This is a genomic window from Acinetobacter sp. IK40, from assembly GCF_035615075.1.
Lineage (GTDB): Bacteria > Pseudomonadota > Gammaproteobacteria > Pseudomonadales > Moraxellaceae > Acinetobacter > Acinetobacter courvalinii.
Window position 1 is genome coordinate 493,943 of sequence record NZ_JANBOE010000001.1, and the last position, 16,639, is coordinate 510,581.

The window sequence follows — 16,639 nt, forward strand, 5'->3', positions numbered from 1 at the left end:
ATTCGAATGCAATGGATGACTGCAATGGAAATAAAAACAATCACATTACCGACACGTCAAATTGAAGTAGAAGTGTATGCACCTGCACAGACTGCTGAAAATGCACCTGCAATTTTATTGCTACACGAGTTATTTGGCATACTCGATGTCTATCGGGAAGATGCCCAAGACTTAGCCGATCGCGGTTATCTGGTCTATGTGCCAAATCTGTTTAGTGGCGGTGCAGTGAAATACTGTATTCGCGCCATGGTAAGCAAAGCAGGGCGAAGTAATGCAGCTGATAGCGAGGTCAATCAGGAAATCCATGTATTGCTGGATGCGCTTAAAGCAGACCCAAGATCTAATGGTCGTTTAGGGATGTTGGGACAATGCCTGACTGGGGGATACGTGATTCAGATGGCAAAACGTGACGATATGCTGGCGCCTGTGGTTTATCACCATTCTTTAGGGATTGAAGGGGCTGGCATTCCAAAAAAAGAATCTCTGGAGGAGGTGCGTATTTTACAGGGACATTGGTCAAGCATCGATCCATTTTGTCCGGCCAGCAAACGCAATAAACTGATCCAGCAACTGGGAGATCGGGTAGAAGCCTATACTTATAACATGCCACATGGTTTCCGGAGTGTCAGTCGTGGTCTACCTGAAGCCAAACTGGTGTGGCAGCGAACCGTTGACTTTTTTGATCGGGAATTAAAACAAAACATAATATAAATCATTGGAACAACAGGTTATTATTGCTAAATATTAACTTTTACAAATAAAAAGTGAGGGGAAAATGTCTGAGAAATACGAGTATGCCGGCTTCTGGGTTCGTGTTGGTGCAGCAATTATCGATTCAATTATCGTACTGGTGGCCTTGATTCCATTAACCATGATTTTTGGTGGTGGTGAAACCACGGTCGCTTCTGATGGATTTTCATCGTTCCAGTTTATGTCTACTTCAGACTGGATCTGGCAAATCATTAGCGCCATATTTTATATTTTCTGCTGGATCAAGTTTGCTGGCACACCGGGTAAGCGTTTACTGCGTTTGAAAGTGCTGGATGAAAAAACTGGAGAAAATATTAGCGTTGGGCAAGGGGTAATTCGTTATATTGGTTATATTCCTGCAACGCTGGTGTTTTTTATTGGCTTGATCTGGGTGGCTTTCGATACCAAGAAACAAGGCTGGCACGACAAAATGGCGAAAACAGTGGTGGTGAGAGAGCTTTAATTTAGCCTGAAATTTTATCATGTAATAAAAAATTCATGGGATAGGGCTTGTGAATCAGTTCGCATGTCCTATAATGCCTTTGAATTTATTCACGGAGATCCTAAATGGGTAGTTGTTCGAGGTTCGGGTTGATCAAACGATTAAACCAAAGCGAATACTGAGCAAGAGCGCCTGTTAGGTCGGCTGTCTTGCAATGAGATAGCTTTGAGATAAATTTTAACCCTTCTGTATAATTTTGCTGTATTCACAAAATTTATTCTATTGACTGCAACCTGTTTAGTTTCTCACCTAAAATGGGGGAGAAGCCTATGTTCTTTCATGCGTCCATTCAATGGCTTGCTGTTATTCATGTATTTGTTTTTTCTGGTTTATTGCTGACACAAAAAACTAAGGCGGGTCCACTGATCAATACCGATGATGTCTCGATTACAACGGCACAGCATTGTCAATTGGAAAGTACCTATACGCGTAATAAAGATGGCAGTTGGGGTTATCAAGTTGTGCCTGCTTGTAATCTTAATGAAAATTTAGAAATATCCTTAGGTTATCATTCCAGCAAGGATATTGATCAGATTCATGGTTTTTCAGCTCAGGCCAAAACCATATTAAAACCGATGGAAAATGATTGGGCTGTTGGCTCTAGTTTGTTGCTCTCACGAGATGATGTTTCACATCATGGTGGCCAGCTGGACTGGTTTTTCAATGTACCTGTAAGTTTTGAATTTTTAGACCAACGTTTAGCTTTAGATACCAATCTTGGTTATCAACATGCCGATGAGCATCTGGTTCGTTGGGGTGTGGCTTCAACCTATAATGTAACGGATCGGCTGGGGTTAATCCTTGAAACCTATAATCAGGACCGTCAGGCACCATTCTTTCAGACCGCAGTGCAGTACAGTATTATTCCCAATGTATTAAGTCTGGAAGCATCCTTTGGTGATCGCTTGCGTGCAGAGAAACAGCACTGGTTCGGTTTGGGGCTGAGTTTTACGCCGTCATCATAATTGCAGCTTTTCATAATATCCTTCATTCAAAATCATGAATAATAAAGAGGTGGAATATGCAATTAAAATTTCTGCAACATACCGATTTTTCTAATATTCTGGATACTCTAATCAGTCTTTCTGTCGCATTTATTTTAGGTGCGCTGATTGGGTTTGAACGTCAATACCGGCAGCGTACTGCAGGGCTGCGTACCAATGTACTGGTAGCAGTCGGTGCTGCCATTTTTGTGGATATTGCGATTAATCTGACGGGCGCCGATGGGGCGGTTCGGGTGATTGCCTATGTGGTTTCAGGGATTGGCTTCTTGGGTGCAGGTGTGATTATGCGTCAGGAAGGCAATATTCATGGTCTCAATACTGCGGCAACATTATGGTGTTCAGCAGCAGTCGGGGCGTCTGCGGGTGCAGATCTGGTGATTGAAGCGATATTGGCGACCTTATTTATTCTAGCGGCAAATACCTTGCTAAGACCGATTGTGCATGCGATTGACCGCCGTCCGCTGGATGATGATACTGAGGTCATGCATGTGATATATATTATTTGTGATCGTAGTCACAGTAAAGCGGTCATGGATGAGCTGAATCTGACCTTGATGCATCATCATTATCCTGCCAAAGATATTGAGGTCACGCCCTTTGGTGAAAAAGAGGTCGAGATTGAAGTGACACTGATTGCCACCTCGATTGAAGCAGAAGAAGCGCAACATATCATTAACCACCTAAATGCCATGCCGCAGGTTCGTCAGGCCTTTTGGGACAAAAATACTATCAATTAAGTTCAGGAAAATCTTCCCCTAAAGCATTGAATTGGGATGCATTGTCCTATAAATGATATATATGGCCTGTATTGTTTCATTTAAAATGAAACACACATGATAACAATGAGAACAGTATGAGTTCAGAAGCACATTCTATCAGTTTGATTGCACCAGTGGTTTTGCTGGCTGCCGCTGTCGTTGCCGTCCCGATATTTAAGCGGATCGGGTTAGGTTCGGTACTGGGATATCTAATTGCCGGATTAATTATTGGGCCATTCGGGTTCGCATTTTTCCATGATTCAGCCTCGATTCTGCATATTGCGGAACTAGGGATCGTGATGTACCTATTTGTGATCGGGCTTGAAATGCAGCCTTCTCATCTGTGGAGCTTAAGACGGGAAATTTTTGGTCTGGGCACTTTACAGATCGTGGCATGTGGTCTGGCATTAACCGGGGTTGGACTGCTGTTTGGCTTTAGCTGGCAGGTGGCTTTCATCGGTGCTGCTGGATTTGTACTGACTTCAACTGCCATTGTGATGCAACTGTTGGGAGATCGGGGCGATATTACCCAGCCTCATGGGCAAAAGATTGTCGCTATTTTATTATTTGAAGACTTGTTGATTGTTCCTTTACTGGCCATTGTCGCCTTTATGGCACCAAATCATGTGGTGGAAAGTACTTCTACACGTCTTGAAAGTATCGGTATCGGTTTAATTGCCATTGCCGGACTGATAGCTGCGGGTTACTGGTTATTAAATCCTTTATTCAGGTTGCTTGCTGCTGCAAAAGCCCGTGAAGTCATGACAGCCGCTGCGCTTCTGGTGGTTTTAGGTGCAGCCTTGTTGATGCAGGTCAGCGGACTGTCTATGGCGATGGGTGCTTTCCTGGCAGGGGTATTATTATCGGAATCTACTTTTAGACATCAGATTGAAGCCGATATTGAGCCTTTCCGTGGATTATTGCTGGGCCTGTTTTTCCTCGGCGTTGGCATGTCGCTTGATTTATCGGTGGTGGCACAAAACTGGCAACTGATCATCAGTGGTGTTCTCGCCATGATGTTTGCCAAGGCGCTGATGATTTATATCGTGGCGCGTGTAAGCAAAAGCCCGCATACCGAAGCTTTAGACCGCGCGTTGCTGATGGCCCAAGGCGGTGAGTTTGCTTTTGTGCTGTTTGCAGCTGCAGTCAGTGCCCAGGTGATTGATAATACCATCAAGTCCAATCTGACTGCGATTGTGGTGCTTTCTATGGTGCTGACCCCGATCGTGGGAATTCTGTTTAAACGTTTCACTGAAAGCAAAGACCAGATTAATCTGGACAATGTCACGGTTGCCGAAGGCTTGAGTGGCAGTATTTTAATGATTGGCTTTGGTCGTTTTGGTCAGGTCACCAGTCAGTTATTGCTGGCACGTGGTGTCGATGTCACCATTATTGATAATGATATCGACATGATACAAAACGCAGAGAAATTCGGTTTTAAAATTTATTATGGTGATGGTTGCCGTCTGGATATTCTGCATGCCTCTGGTGCAGCCACAGCACAAGCCATTGTTGTCTGCGTGGATAGTAAGGAAACCACCAACCGAATTGTGGAACTGGTCACACATGAATTTCCATTGGCAAAGTTACTGGTTCGTTCTTATGACCGTGAACATTCACTTTATCTCGTGAAACAAAAAGTGGATTATATGATTCGCGAAACCTTCGAGTCTGCAATCAAGTTTGGTGGCGTGATCTTGCAAGAGTTAGGGGTAGAGCAAGATGAAGTGCAACGGATTACCGATGAAATTCGTGACCGTGACGAAGAGCGTTTCGAAACTGAAATTGCGGCTGATGATGTATATGCAGGGGTCGGGTTACAATATACCCATGCGCATCCACGTCCGACTGCTCCGTTGATTCGTCCTAAGCAGGCGGCCAGAATTTTAAATGACCAAGAGGCACAAAAGGATTTAGAGGAAAAGTAGTCATCAAGACAATCTTGGTTGAGCCCTCATCTTGATGAGGGCTTTTTATTTTTAGAGACAAATTAAATGAAATATCTCGAATAATGACCAGCGCTATGGGACTTCGATTTGAATATGTTTTGTCTTGGAAGCCGAATAGAGATCAGACTGTATCGGTTAAGACAGGGTTGAGGTTGCCAGTCTTAAACCAAAACCAAAGAACAGAATCCCGACCAGACAAATACCTGCAGCTGCAATTTTATAATTATGTTTAAAGAAATTTGCCAGTTTAATGCCTGAAAAAATTAATGCCGTCAGATAACTGAAACTGACCAGTTGCAGAATGATCGCCAGAATTAAAAAGCTCAAAGCCGGATAGGCATAACTTGGCTCAACAAACTGAACAAAGAAGGACAGGAAAAACAAGATTGCTTTCGGGTTAAGCAGGCTAATGCTTAACGCGGTACGGTAGGGATGAACCTGGTCTAAATTGGGTAAAGCCGCCAGTTCAGCATGATGCGGCGGCTTGTTCCATGTCTGGTAAGCGCCTTGTAGCAATTTAAAACCCAAATAGGCCAGATAAGCCGCTCCAGTGATTTTTAAAATCACAAACAGGATCGGGAAGGCTTTTAATAAGGAAGCTGCGCCCAGAACGGTACAGAGAATTAAAATAAAATCACCGGTAAATACACCACAGGCTGCCGCATAGCCAGTACGGATGCCATAACGCGAGGCGACCGACATCACATATAATGAGTTGGGACCCGGTAATAACACAATTAAGATTGTCCCAATTATATAAGTGGTTAAATCTGTTATACCGAACACGATGAAAACTCATTAAAAAACCGATTTTCGCTAATATAGCAAAAATCGGTTTTTATGGGTGAAAATTCGACTAATTATGGCTTGATTTCAGCATCAATTCCAAAAGATTGACGCAGCAATAAACTCAGTTGATCTCGGGCCTTGATAAAGCCGTCGATACCGCCTTGCAGTAACTGGAATGCCATCAAATCCTGCTCAAGTTCAGCCTTAAAGCTTTCTTTGGTTTGCGCTGGACGATCAATTTTTTCAGCTTGCTGGGCTGACTCAACGCTCAATTGGGCTTCAACCTTTTGCTGGTCTTGTTCAAGTTGAGCCAACAGGTTTGGTGCAATCGTCAGTAAATCGCAACCTGCCAGACCCAATACCTGAGCGGTACTGCGGAAGCTTGCACCCATGACTTGGGTCTGAATACCTTGCTGTTTGTAATAATTGTAGATTTTCTTGACTGAAAGTACGCCTGGATCTTTGGCAATTGGATATTGCTCAACACCTTCCGCTTTTTTATACCAGTCAAGAATACGGCCCACGAAAGGTGAGATCAGGGTAACGTTTGCATCTGCACAGGCTTGTGCCTGATGTAAACCAAACAGCAGGGTGAGGTTACACGGGATACCTTCTGCTTCGAGTACTTTAGCCGCCTGAATACCTTCCCAGGTTGAGGCAATCTTGATCAGGATACGCGATTGCTCGATACCATAACCTTGATACAGCTTAGACAATTCGCGTGCTTTGGCAATGGTGGCGTCAGTATCATAAGACAAAGAAGCATCCACTTCGGTTGAAACCCGGCCTTCAATCAGTTTTAAAATTTCCACACCGAATTTTACGGTCAAGATATCAATGGTACGCTCGATTAACTCGTCGCTTTGATAACCTTCCTGTTTTGCTTGGGTATAGGCATCTTCAATCAGTGCACGGCTTTCCGGCAATTCCGCGGCAGCCGTGATCAGTGAAGGGTTGGTTGTTGCGTCGAGTGGACGAAATTTCTCAATTGCTTCCAAGTCACTACTATCGGCAACAACAGTGGTTAAATCTTTTAATTGGTATAAGGCATTCTGAGTCATTGATATAGCGTTCTTACTTAAACATATTATTGGTAATTTCTTTTATAACATAATCCAGCCCAAAGCAAAGCATCGCTTTTGTTGGCAGAGTTATTTCTTAAGGTTATCTTTTATTACCGGTGTGTTGACGTTGTTTCCGGATATGATCAATCAGGAATCTTGCCGCTGCACCGAGTTCACTTTCCCGGCTCCAGACCAGATCGACATAGTATTCAAATTTAGGCGTGAAATCATACAGATCCAGAATTTTTAGTTTTTTACGCAATTCAGGATTTTCATTAAACATCTCTAAAGGCAAAACCCCCCAACCCAGATTTCGCACAATCATCATACATGCCGAATGATGATTGTCGGTACGCCAATAATCTTTGGAATAAAGTAATTCAGGTCGAATGGTGTTATCACGACTGGCGACGACAATTTGCCGGGTCTGCACCATTTGCTCAAAGGAAACCTTGTCCAGTTCTGCCAAGGGATTAATTTTTGCAATGACCGGAACAAGCGCTTCTCTTTTTAGCTCAACAAACTGTTCGCGACTGTCCAGTTGCTCCCGTTCAAACATCAGGGCGAGTTGAGCGCTTTGATCAAGCAACATTTGCAGAGCATCCTCTTGTGGCGCTGAAACCACATTCAGTGACAGGCTCGGAAAATGTTGATCGAGCAGGGTAATGTAATCTGTCCAGTTAGTATGTAGCAGCTCCGACACCACCACTATATTTAAGGTCGATTCCAGCCCTGTACTTAGCGCATGAGCATGTTGTTTCCATTGATTCATTTCGATCAATAATTGCTGGGTTTTTTCATATAAAACCCATGCTTCTGCGGTCGGTGTCGGTTCGCGGCCGATCCGTTCAAATAGTTTCAGATCGAGATCGATTTCCAGATTGGCAATCGACATACTGACCGCTGAAGGAACTTTACCTAATTTACGGGCAGCGGCAGAAAAGGAACCTGTCTCGATGACGGTCTGAAACATGAGAAGTTGTTCTTGATTAATATTCATTTGTCAAAAAAACTGAAAGAATCTGATTGGATTAATCAATATTATAAAAATAAAATAGCCACTATCCAAACAAGAGAGTGTTACAAAAATGTTGATTTCCAAAAGAAGACTCGTTCATGCGATCAGCTATGAAGTGATTTTATTGGTCATCATCGCGATTGCGTTAAGTTTTATTTTCAGTATGCCACTCGAAGTAACAGGTATTCTAGGTACGATTATGGCGGTGATTTCAGTATTCTGGAATATGATTTTTAACCATTACTTCGAAAAAGTAGAGCAGAAGTATCAATGGGAAAGAACAATCCCTGTCCGTATTCTGCATGCGATCGGATTTGAAGGCGGCTTGATGCTTGCAACCATTCCAATCATTGCCTATTTGATGAAAATGACGATCATTGAAGCCATCATTCTGGACTTCGGTTTAACCATGTGTATTCTGGTATATACCTTCATCTTCCAGTGGTGCTATGACATGATTGAAGGACGTTTCTTTCCGAATGCCAAACTGGCATCTTAATTAATAATAAAGATTAAAAATAAAGCTCTTTTCATCATTTGATGAAAGGTGCTTTTTTATTATTTTTAATTTATCTAATGATATGATAAAGAATAGCCTAAGCAGGTTGAATGCTTTTAAAGCGATCAAAATTACGATTTCACATGAATATAAAAATCTTTAAACCGAAGAGATGATCTGATCTTGTTTTAGATGGAAAAGTAGGGACTTTATGACTTTTAAAGCGCTTTTTGTTGAAATTTATTATGGTGATTATTCAAAAGAAATTATCTTAAAAAAAATCAATGAATACATAGAAAACAATGAAATTATGGAGATCGAATTTTTTGAACTACTTGATAGCGCAGTTAATCAGGCGTCTTTACTACTTCATTTGATACAAGCAACAGATACCAGCTTTTCAGCTGACTCCGTTGAAGCTGAAATTCTAACGGCTCGTTATTTCCTAAAGCTTTTAGAGCATTACCAAAATGGTCAGATAAGTCCTTTTGATTTATGTCGAATTTTTAATAATATCGAAATCGGTTTTATGGGAGCAGCAAGAAATCTTCCTGTAAACATCGCATATTATCCAACATGGATGGGTAACTTATATAATGCCTGTGACTGGTGTGATGAAACATGGACACTTGAAGATAATCCTCATCTTCTTATCGAAGTAGAAAAGCAAATTCAGAACATTAAAGATTGGTTATCAAATCCGACTTTTAGGTAACACCGCTACTTTCTTGAAAATCGATGTGATCTTTTATAAAGATAATTTTGCATTCAGGATGAGCCAAAAAATTCCTATTCACAAAAAACATCATGCTAAAATAGGGAACTTATCTTTTTAGATTGCATGATTTTCTCTATGTTCCAACAAGAAATCTCTCAATTAAACCTACAACAATTTAAAGCGGGCGAGAAACGCTGGATCGGTTCCTTGCTGGGATCATCGGCTGCATTATTATTCAAAGAAATCGCGACCCAAAGCTCCAATCTCTATGTGATTGTGGCTCGAAATAATCAGCATCTGGCCCAGCTGGAAAGTGAACTCGAGTTTTATGGAATTAAGCCGACGATATTTCCGGATTGGGAAATTTTGCCGTATGACCGTTTATCTCCGCATCAGGATATTGTATCTGAGCGTTTGGCGATTTTGTCGCATATGCCGCAAAAGGGCATTTTATTGATTTCTGCCAGTACTTTGGCACAGCGTGTAGCGCCATATTCATGGGTGGTGGGTGAACATTTTGATATTAAGGTTGGGCAAAAGCTCGATTTAGAAGTACAAAAAAAGCAGTTGGTGCAAGCGGGTTATCGTCTGGTGGATACGGTATATGATCACGGCGAATTCGCTGTTCGCGGTAGTATCATGGATATTTTTGCTTCTGGGCAAGATCAGCCGATTCGGATTGACTTGTTTGATGATGAAATTGAAAGCTTAAAATTCTTTGATCCAGAAACACAACGTACTACAGAATCATTAAAAAACTTCACGGTGTTACCTGCGAAAGAATTTCCTTTAAAAGAAGGGCGTTCTATTTTCAGAGACCGTTATGCAGAAAGTTTCCCAACGGCAAATCCAAAGAAAAATCCAATTTATCAGGATGTGCTTGAAGGTATTTCGACCCCTGGATTAGAGTTTTACCTGCCATTATTCTTTGATAAAAAGGTGATGGAAGCGCAAAGTATGTTCACGACATACTTACCAAAGCATTGCGTTGTCATTACAAATAATGAAATTGAAGATGAGTTAATCACTTTCTGGAAAGAAGTGATGCGTCGCTATGAAGATCGTCGCCATAATATTGACCAACCGATTTTGCCACCTGAAGAACTGTTCTTGATGCCGAATCATGTATTGCAGGCACTCAATCAGTTTCCGAGAATTGTGGCATCGGCGGATAGCTTTGAAGCAAAAGCAGGTGTATTAAATCTGGCTGCTGAGCAACCGCCAAAATTGCCAGTTGATCCGAAAAAGCCACAACCTTTCGACGCCGTTAAACAATATATCGATCAGGCTAAACATCCTGTGCTATTGGTGGCAGAAAGTGCGGGTCGTCGTGAAACCTTAAAAGATGCGCTACGTTCTGTGTTGGGCGAAATTCAGAATGTAGAGAGTTTTGCCCAGTTTCAGAAAGATAAATTATCGGTCGCCATTACCAGTGCTCCTTTAGATCGTGGTTTGTTGCTTACAGATCAGTTATCGGTGATTTCAGAAAATCAGCTATATGAACATCGGGTGGTGCAGCGCCGTCGTAAGCGTCAGCAGGAAGTTTCAGAAGAATTTTTAATTCGTAGTTTAACCGAGCTAAGCATTGGTGCGCCTGTGGTGCATATCGATCATGGGGTCGGACGTTATGCGGGCTTGGTGACGCTGGAAATTGATGAGCAGGATCATGAATTTTTACAGCTAGATTATGCCGATGGCGCAAAAGTCTACGTTCCTGTCACCAATTTACATCTGATCAGCCGTTATAGTGGCGGAGACCCGGATCTAGCCCCGTTGTATAAGCTGGGTACAGATACCTGGAGCAAAGCGAAACGTAAGGCTTTGGAGCAGATTCATGATGTGGCGGCTGAACTGCTGCACATTCAGGCACGTCGTCAGTCCAAACCCGGTTTTGCCTTTGAGCTGGACCATACCGGCTATATGCAATTTGCCAGCGGCTTTGCTTATGAGGAAACGCTCGATCAGGCCAATGCTATTGAAGCGACTATTCATGATATGCAGCTGGCCAAACCGATGGATCGTCTGGTCTGTGGTGATGTTGGTTTTGGTAAGACCGAAGTAGCGATGCGTGCAGCATTTGTGGCGGTACAGAACAATAAACAGGTGGCGGTATTGGTGCCAACCACCTTGCTGGCACAACAGCATTATGAGTCATTTAAAGACCGTTTTGCCGATACGGCAGTGCGTATCGAGGTACTTTCTCGATTTGGTAGTAACAAAGCTCATTTAAAAATCATTGAAGATTTGGCTGACGGTAAGGTTGATATCGTGGTCGGGACGCATAAAATCCTGCAAGAAAATGTGCAATTTAAGAATCTTGGTCTGATGATTGTAGATGAAGAGCATCGTTTTGGTGTGCGTGACAAAGAACGGATCAAGGCACTACGTGCCGATGTGGATATGCTAACGCTGACAGCGACACCGATTCCGCGTACCTTGAATATGGCTTTCTCTGGCATGCGTGATCTCTCGATTATTGCCACGCCGCCCGCACGTCGTTTAGCGGTGAAAACCTTTGTTCAGGAACATACCGATGATTCGGTGAAAGAGGCAATTCTGCGTGAATTGTTACGCGGTGGGCAGGTGTACTTCCTGCACAATGAAGTGGATACCATCGAACGGACTGCGGAAAATATTCGTCATCTGGTGCCTGAAGCACGTGTTGCGGTGGCGCATGGGCAAATGCGTGAACGTGAACTTGAGCAGGTAATGCAGCAGTTCTACCACAAGGAATATAACGTATTGGTGTGCTCGACCATTATCGAGACTGGTATTGATGTGCCAAATGCCAATACCATTATTATCGAACGCGCAGATAAGCTCGGCCTTGCACAATTACACCAGTTGCGTGGTCGTGTCGGGCGTTCACATCATCAGGCCTATGCCTATTTGCTGGTGCCATCCATCAAGCATCTGAAAGGGGATGCAGAGAAACGTCTGGATGCTATTCAGCGTGCTTCAACGCTTGGTGCGGGCTTTATGCTGGCAACAGAAGATCTGGAAATTCGAGGAGCGGGTGAACTGCTCGGTGAGCAGCAAAGCGGTTCGATGCAGGCCATCGGTTATAGCCTGTATATGGAAATGCTGGAAAAAGCGACCAAAGCAATCCAGAAAGGTAAAACACCAAACTTCGATGCTCCGCTGTCATTAACGGCTGAAATTAATTTGCATATGCCAGCGTTAATTCCTGATGACTATCTTGGGGACGTACATCAACGCCTGTTGTTCTATAAGCGCATTAGTAATACCGATAGTCAGGAGAAGCTCGATAACATCCGTATGGAGCTGATTGATCGTTTTGGGATTCCGCCACAACCGGTAAAACAGTTATTTAGCGTACACCAGTTGCGTTTAAAGGCAGAGCAACTGGGCATTACCAAAATTGATATTAACAGCAATGGCGGTTATATCGAGTTTTCTCCAGACACACCTGTGCAGGCGATCAGTATCATTCAACTCATGCAAAAGCAGCCAACGTATTACCGGATGGAAGGCGGGCAACGCTTGAAAGTCATGGTGCAACTGCCGGAATATGACAAGCGAATCCAGTTCATTATTGATTTGCTCAACAAGCTGGTGAGCGAGTTGAATTAGTATGTTGAAAAATGATCGTTGAGTGTTAAATGAGCAAGTTTGGTTGTTTGCAAGATCGCGACATGTTTTTGGTCAGATGTTGCTGCAATAAATGAGGAAAATCATTGTTATTTGTAATCAAACGGGTGACTAAGAATATTCACATCAAAACTGATGTGATAGTATTGATCATCATTATTCTGCATCATTTATAAAGATATGTTTAGTTTGCATCCACAACTTGCTCAAGATACATTTTTTGTAGGCGACTTTCCGCTTTCAACATGTCGTTTAATGAATGATATGCAATTTCCTTGGCTGATCCTTGTACCGCGTGTACCAGGTGTTACAGAATTATATGAACTCAGCCAGGCAGACCAAGAACAATTTCTACGTGAATCAAGTTGGTTATCAAGCCAGCTTTCACGTGTGTTCCGTGCAGACAAGATGAATGTTGCGGCATTAGGGAATGTTGTTCCTCAGCTTCATTTTCATCATGTGGTGCGTTATCAAAACGATGTGGCATGGCCGAAACCAGTCTGGGGCACACCAGCAGTACCTTATAGTAACGATGTACTCGCGCACATGCGTCAAACACTGATGCTTGCGTTACGTGGTCAGGGTGATATGCCATTTGACTGGCGTATGGACTGATCCAGAAAATAGAATAAAAACAGTATTCTATAATAAGAAAGGAGGACAGAGTGCCACTAGATAGGTTAATTGATAAAGAACCTAGACAGTTCGCTTATTTCCATCGTTTGATGGGATACTCGATTCTGTCACTGATTCTGGTAATTTATACATTTACCTCTACCAGTGCTAGCTACCAACTCTATCTCCTTCCATTATTATTGGCCTATTTTCTGTTTTGCCCGCGTTTGGAAAAATGGCTGCAATATAAATTTGATAAAAAAATAGAAAAAAACGTTCTATTTGCCAATGAAGCCATCCTTATTGCGCTGGTTCTTGCTGCATTACATCTAAGTCTGGTTCCCACATTTACCATCTTGTTTGCATTGCTCTATGTAGGGCTGAACAATAAGATTTCCTTGCCCGTCTCATGTCTGATCGGTTTGATTGGGGTAATGACTTTTTATTTTAGTACCTATGTCATTTTTGGGACTGAAGAGTATTTTGAACCAACCAATCCTGAATTGACTGTCGTGAGTCTGCTTGGCTTGATGATGTTTATCGTGATCGGTAACTATTACCAGCATCGCCGCCTGAATATTCTCGGACAGCAACGCCAGCATTACCATAATCAGATGACTCGTTATATTGCTTTTGCCAATCAGCTCAGTCGCTATGCACCACTGCAATTGTGGCAGTCGATCATGCGTGGCGAGGCGGAAGCAAAAATTGAATATAAGCGTAAAAAACTCACGATCTTTTTCTCTGATATTCAAGGTTTTACTGAACTTTCAGAAACCCTGATCCCGGACGATTTAGCCTTCTTGCTGAACGACTATCTGAGTCATATGACCGAGATTGCCAAGCAGTATGAAGCGACTGTCGATAAGTTTATGGGCGATGCGATTCTTATTTTCTTTGGTGATCCAAACTCGCAAGGTGTTGAGCAAGATGCAAAATCTTGTGTAGAAATGGCAATTGCGATGCGTCAACAAATGAAATTGTTACGTGAACGCTGGAAGAAAATGGGCTATCCGGCCTTGCACATCCGCATGGGGATCAGTACCGGTTATTGCCACGTTGGCAACTATGGTGCTTCACATCGCATGGCCTATACCATTGTCGGGCGTGATGTGAATTTGGCTGCACGTTTGCAGTCTGCTGCTGAGGTCGATGAAATCCTCATTGCCGATGACACCCATCAACTGATTAAAAACGAGTTTTTATGTGTGCCAAAAGTGCCGATCTATTTGAAAGGCATTCAAGGCCCGGTGAAAACCTGGCAGGTGATGGAAAAATTCACTGGCAAAAAATCTGATACGCAGCAATGGTTTGATTTTGATTATAAAGGCTTCCATTTAGTGCTCAATCTGGAAGAAGTGCAAAACTATGAATATCCGGAACTGGTCGAGATTCTGGAAAGCATGGTGCAGCGTATCAAAACCCAGCAAAAAATTACCAATGCGCAGGGTATTCCTAAACTCACTTTAGATGATGAAGTGAGATAGACAATTCAATACTCAATGTTGAGTATGGCTATTCTGATGTTCATGCATCGCATATAAATGATCAAATTCTAAAGCCAGCGCTGCCAGCGTCGTGGATTTTAGCTGTCGTGTTAAAATATGCTGTGCATCCTGAATGGCCTGATCTAAAGCGGCATTTACCACACGCTCAACCAAGCATTCTGGATGTTCTCTTTCATTACCGATTGCAAAAATAGTAGGTTCACCCACAGCCTGATAAATATCCCACAAGGTAATTTTTTCTAAATCTCCAGTTAGCTGCCAGCCACCGCCAGCGCCTTTTTCTGAATGGACAAATCCTGCTTTTTTTAAACCTGACATCGTCCGTCTGACCACCACAGGGTTGGTTGATAGCATTTGCGCAATTTCATCAGAGGTAAAAGTCTTCTGTTGTCTGGCCATGTGTAAAAGCACATGCAGCATTCGGGAGAGTTTACTGTCAGTACGCATCTGATCAATCCAAACGAAATAAGTGAATGATTTAAATGTAACATCAAAAGTTGCAAATTAAAATAAAAAGCATTAATGTAACTTTAAAAGTTACATATAGATGGTGAATCCTATGCAATATGATGTTGCGATTATTGGTGGAAGTTATGCGGGTTTGGCTGCGGCATTGCCATTGGCGAGAGCGCGCAGAAAAGTGTTGATTATTGATGCTGGAAAGCGCAGAAATCGCTTTGCCGAGTATTCCCATGGTTTTCTGACTCAGGATGGAACGCGGGCAAGTGAAATTGCGCAAATTGCGAAGCAGCAAGTTTTGGCTTATAAGACTGTGGATTGGCAGAATGGCAGTGTAGAGCGCGTAGAAAAAATTGAAGAGGGTTTTGCGGTATGTGTTGATGCAACACATTCAATTACAGCCAAGCGTCTAATTATTGCTGCTGGTATTACAGATCAATTGCCTGATATTGCAGGTTTGGCGGAACGCTGGGGCAAGTCAGTCTTCCAATGTCCTTATTGTCATGGTTATGAGCTGAATCAAGGCAAAATTGGTATTATTGCCAGCTCAGAACATGCTGCTCATTTAGCGATGATGCTCCCGGACTGGGGTGAAACGACACTTTTCTTGAATGATTATCCTGTCGATGCTGAATTACTTGAGCAATTAAATGCTCGTGGCGTTGTCATCGAGCAGCGATTGATTCAGGAAATTATAGGGCAGAGTGATGTTTTGCTTGCTGATGGCACTGTGATTCAACTGGCTGGTATTTTTGCAACGACTAAATACGTCATTGCTCAAGACTGGATTTTTAAGCTGGGTTGTGAAATTGAACAGAGTGCGATGGGAGAAGCGATTAAAACCAATGCCATGAAGGAAACTTCGGTTGCAGGAATTTTTGCTTGTGGTGATGTGGCGCGCTTGGGTGGTTCGGTATCACTTGCTGTTGGTGATGGTACTGTGGCAGGCGTCGCTGCGCATCGTTCTTTAATTTTTGTTTAGTCATAAAAAAAGCTAGAGATTTACTCTAGCTTTTCTATAGCTTGAATCATGACTTGATCTTAATGATTTTCTGAAGCATGGTTGATGGTGTATTTAGGAATCTCGATTTCTAAATCTTCATCCACAATTTCAACCTGACAAGACAGGCGTGAGTCAGGCTCTAAGCCCCAGGCACGATCCAGTAAGTCTGCTTCAACATCATTCATTTCTTCAAGGCTGTCAAAGCCTTTACGCACCACCACATGGCAAGTGGTGCATGCTGCAGACATATCACAAGCATGTTCAATTTTAATGCCATTTTTTAATAAACTCTGGCATAAATTGGCGTTTTGTTCGACTTCAAATTCTGCACCTTCAGGGCAAATTTGTGCATGAGGAAGAACTTTAATACGTGGCATATTGATCACCTATA

General features: G+C 42.7%; 16 protein-coding genes. 11 read left to right on the forward strand and 5 right to left on the reverse strand.

Annotation, left to right across the window (positions count from 1 at the left end; translation table 11 throughout):
• Positions 1–24 precede the first annotated feature (24 nt).
• The 5 genes from MSG93_RS02420 (at position 25) to MSG93_RS02440 (ending at position 4,942) form a co-directional block, all read left to right on the forward strand.
• Positions 25–711: a dienelactone hydrolase family protein gene (locus MSG93_RS02420; RefSeq protein ID WP_324620340.1), complete on the forward strand. Its 687-nt coding sequence runs from the start codon at positions 25–27 to the stop codon at positions 709–711.
• Between the two features lie 64 nt (positions 712–775).
• A complete protein-coding gene (locus tag MSG93_RS02425; protein ID WP_324620342.1) occupies positions 776–1,213 on the forward strand; it encodes an RDD family protein in 438 nt (145 codons plus the stop codon).
• Between the two features lie 308 nt (positions 1,214–1,521).
• Complete coding sequence (locus tag MSG93_RS02430; RefSeq protein WP_324620344.1) at positions 1,522–2,217, forward strand: hypothetical protein; 696 nt, start codon at positions 1,522–1,524, stop codon at positions 2,215–2,217.
• A gap of 56 nt (positions 2,218–2,273) precedes the next feature.
• The gene (locus MSG93_RS02435) at positions 2,274–2,993 is read left to right on the forward strand and encodes an MgtC/SapB family protein (RefSeq protein WP_005229734.1); all 720 of its coding nucleotides are present in this window, start codon (positions 2,274–2,276) and stop codon (positions 2,991–2,993) included.
• Between the two features lie 116 nt (positions 2,994–3,109).
• Positions 3,110–4,942: a monovalent cation:proton antiporter-2 (CPA2) family protein gene (locus tag MSG93_RS02440; RefSeq protein WP_324620347.1), complete on the forward strand. Its 1,833-nt coding sequence runs from the start codon at positions 3,110–3,112 to the stop codon at positions 4,940–4,942.
• Between the two features lie 156 nt (positions 4,943–5,098).
• On the opposite strand, the gene leuE is transcribed toward MSG93_RS02440, so the two are convergent.
• From leuE to MSG93_RS02455, 3 genes are all read right to left on the reverse strand, one after another.
• Entirely contained in the window at positions 5,099–5,749 is a 651-nt protein-coding gene (gene leuE, locus MSG93_RS02445; protein ID WP_262764904.1) for a leucine efflux protein LeuE, read from the reverse strand.
• Positions 5,750–5,823: 74 nt separating this feature from the next.
• Complete coding sequence (gene tal, locus MSG93_RS02450; protein ID WP_324620351.1) at positions 5,824–6,813, reverse strand: transaldolase; 990 nt, start codon at positions 6,811–6,813, stop codon at positions 5,824–5,826.
• Between the two features lie 103 nt (positions 6,814–6,916).
• Positions 6,917–7,816 (reverse strand): LysR family transcriptional regulator, encoded by a 900-nt coding sequence (locus tag MSG93_RS02455; RefSeq protein WP_199950317.1) that lies wholly within the window; start codon positions 7,814–7,816, stop codon positions 6,917–6,919.
• 88 nt (positions 7,817–7,904) lie between these two features.
• Between MSG93_RS02455 and aceI the strand changes: the two genes are divergently transcribed.
• The 5 genes from aceI (at position 7,905) to MSG93_RS02480 (ending at position 14,765) form a co-directional block, all read left to right on the forward strand.
• Positions 7,905–8,333 carry a chlorhexidine efflux PACE transporter AceI gene (aceI, locus tag MSG93_RS02460; protein WP_005229744.1) on the forward strand — a complete coding sequence of 143 codons (429 nt, stop codon included), beginning with the start codon at positions 7,905–7,907 and terminating at the stop codon, positions 8,331–8,333.
• Between the two features lie 211 nt (positions 8,334–8,544).
• Positions 8,545–9,048 (forward strand): hypothetical protein, encoded by a 504-nt coding sequence (locus tag MSG93_RS02465; RefSeq protein WP_324620355.1) that lies wholly within the window; start codon positions 8,545–8,547, stop codon positions 9,046–9,048.
• A gap of 138 nt (positions 9,049–9,186) precedes the next feature.
• Positions 9,187–12,645, forward strand: a complete 3,459-nt coding sequence (mfd, locus tag MSG93_RS02470; protein WP_324620357.1) for a transcription-repair coupling factor — start codon at positions 9,187–9,189, stop codon at positions 12,643–12,645.
• Positions 12,646–12,843: 198 nt separating this feature from the next.
• Positions 12,844–13,278 carry an HIT domain-containing protein gene (locus MSG93_RS02475; RefSeq protein ID WP_004771663.1) on the forward strand — a complete coding sequence of 145 codons (435 nt, stop codon included), beginning with the start codon at positions 12,844–12,846 and terminating at the stop codon, positions 13,276–13,278.
• A gap of 50 nt (positions 13,279–13,328) precedes the next feature.
• Complete coding sequence (locus MSG93_RS02480; protein ID WP_324620361.1) at positions 13,329–14,765, forward strand: adenylate/guanylate cyclase domain-containing protein; 1,437 nt, start codon at positions 13,329–13,331, stop codon at positions 14,763–14,765.
• A gap of 12 nt (positions 14,766–14,777) precedes the next feature.
• Here MSG93_RS02480 and MSG93_RS02485 read toward each other — a convergent pair whose 3' ends face one another.
• Positions 14,778–15,233 (reverse strand): Rrf2 family transcriptional regulator, encoded by a 456-nt coding sequence (locus MSG93_RS02485; RefSeq protein WP_009508552.1) that lies wholly within the window; start codon positions 15,231–15,233, stop codon positions 14,778–14,780.
• A gap of 112 nt (positions 15,234–15,345) precedes the next feature.
• Between MSG93_RS02485 and MSG93_RS02490 the strand changes: the two genes are divergently transcribed.
• Positions 15,346–16,227: an NAD(P)/FAD-dependent oxidoreductase gene (locus MSG93_RS02490; RefSeq protein ID WP_324620365.1), complete on the forward strand. Its 882-nt coding sequence runs from the start codon at positions 15,346–15,348 to the stop codon at positions 16,225–16,227.
• Positions 16,228–16,286: 59 nt separating this feature from the next.
• On the opposite strand, the gene fdx is transcribed toward MSG93_RS02490, so the two are convergent.
• Positions 16,287–16,625 (reverse strand): ISC system 2Fe-2S type ferredoxin, encoded by a 339-nt coding sequence (fdx, locus tag MSG93_RS02495; RefSeq protein WP_005229757.1) that lies wholly within the window; start codon positions 16,623–16,625, stop codon positions 16,287–16,289.
• Positions 16,626–16,639 lie beyond the last annotated feature (14 nt).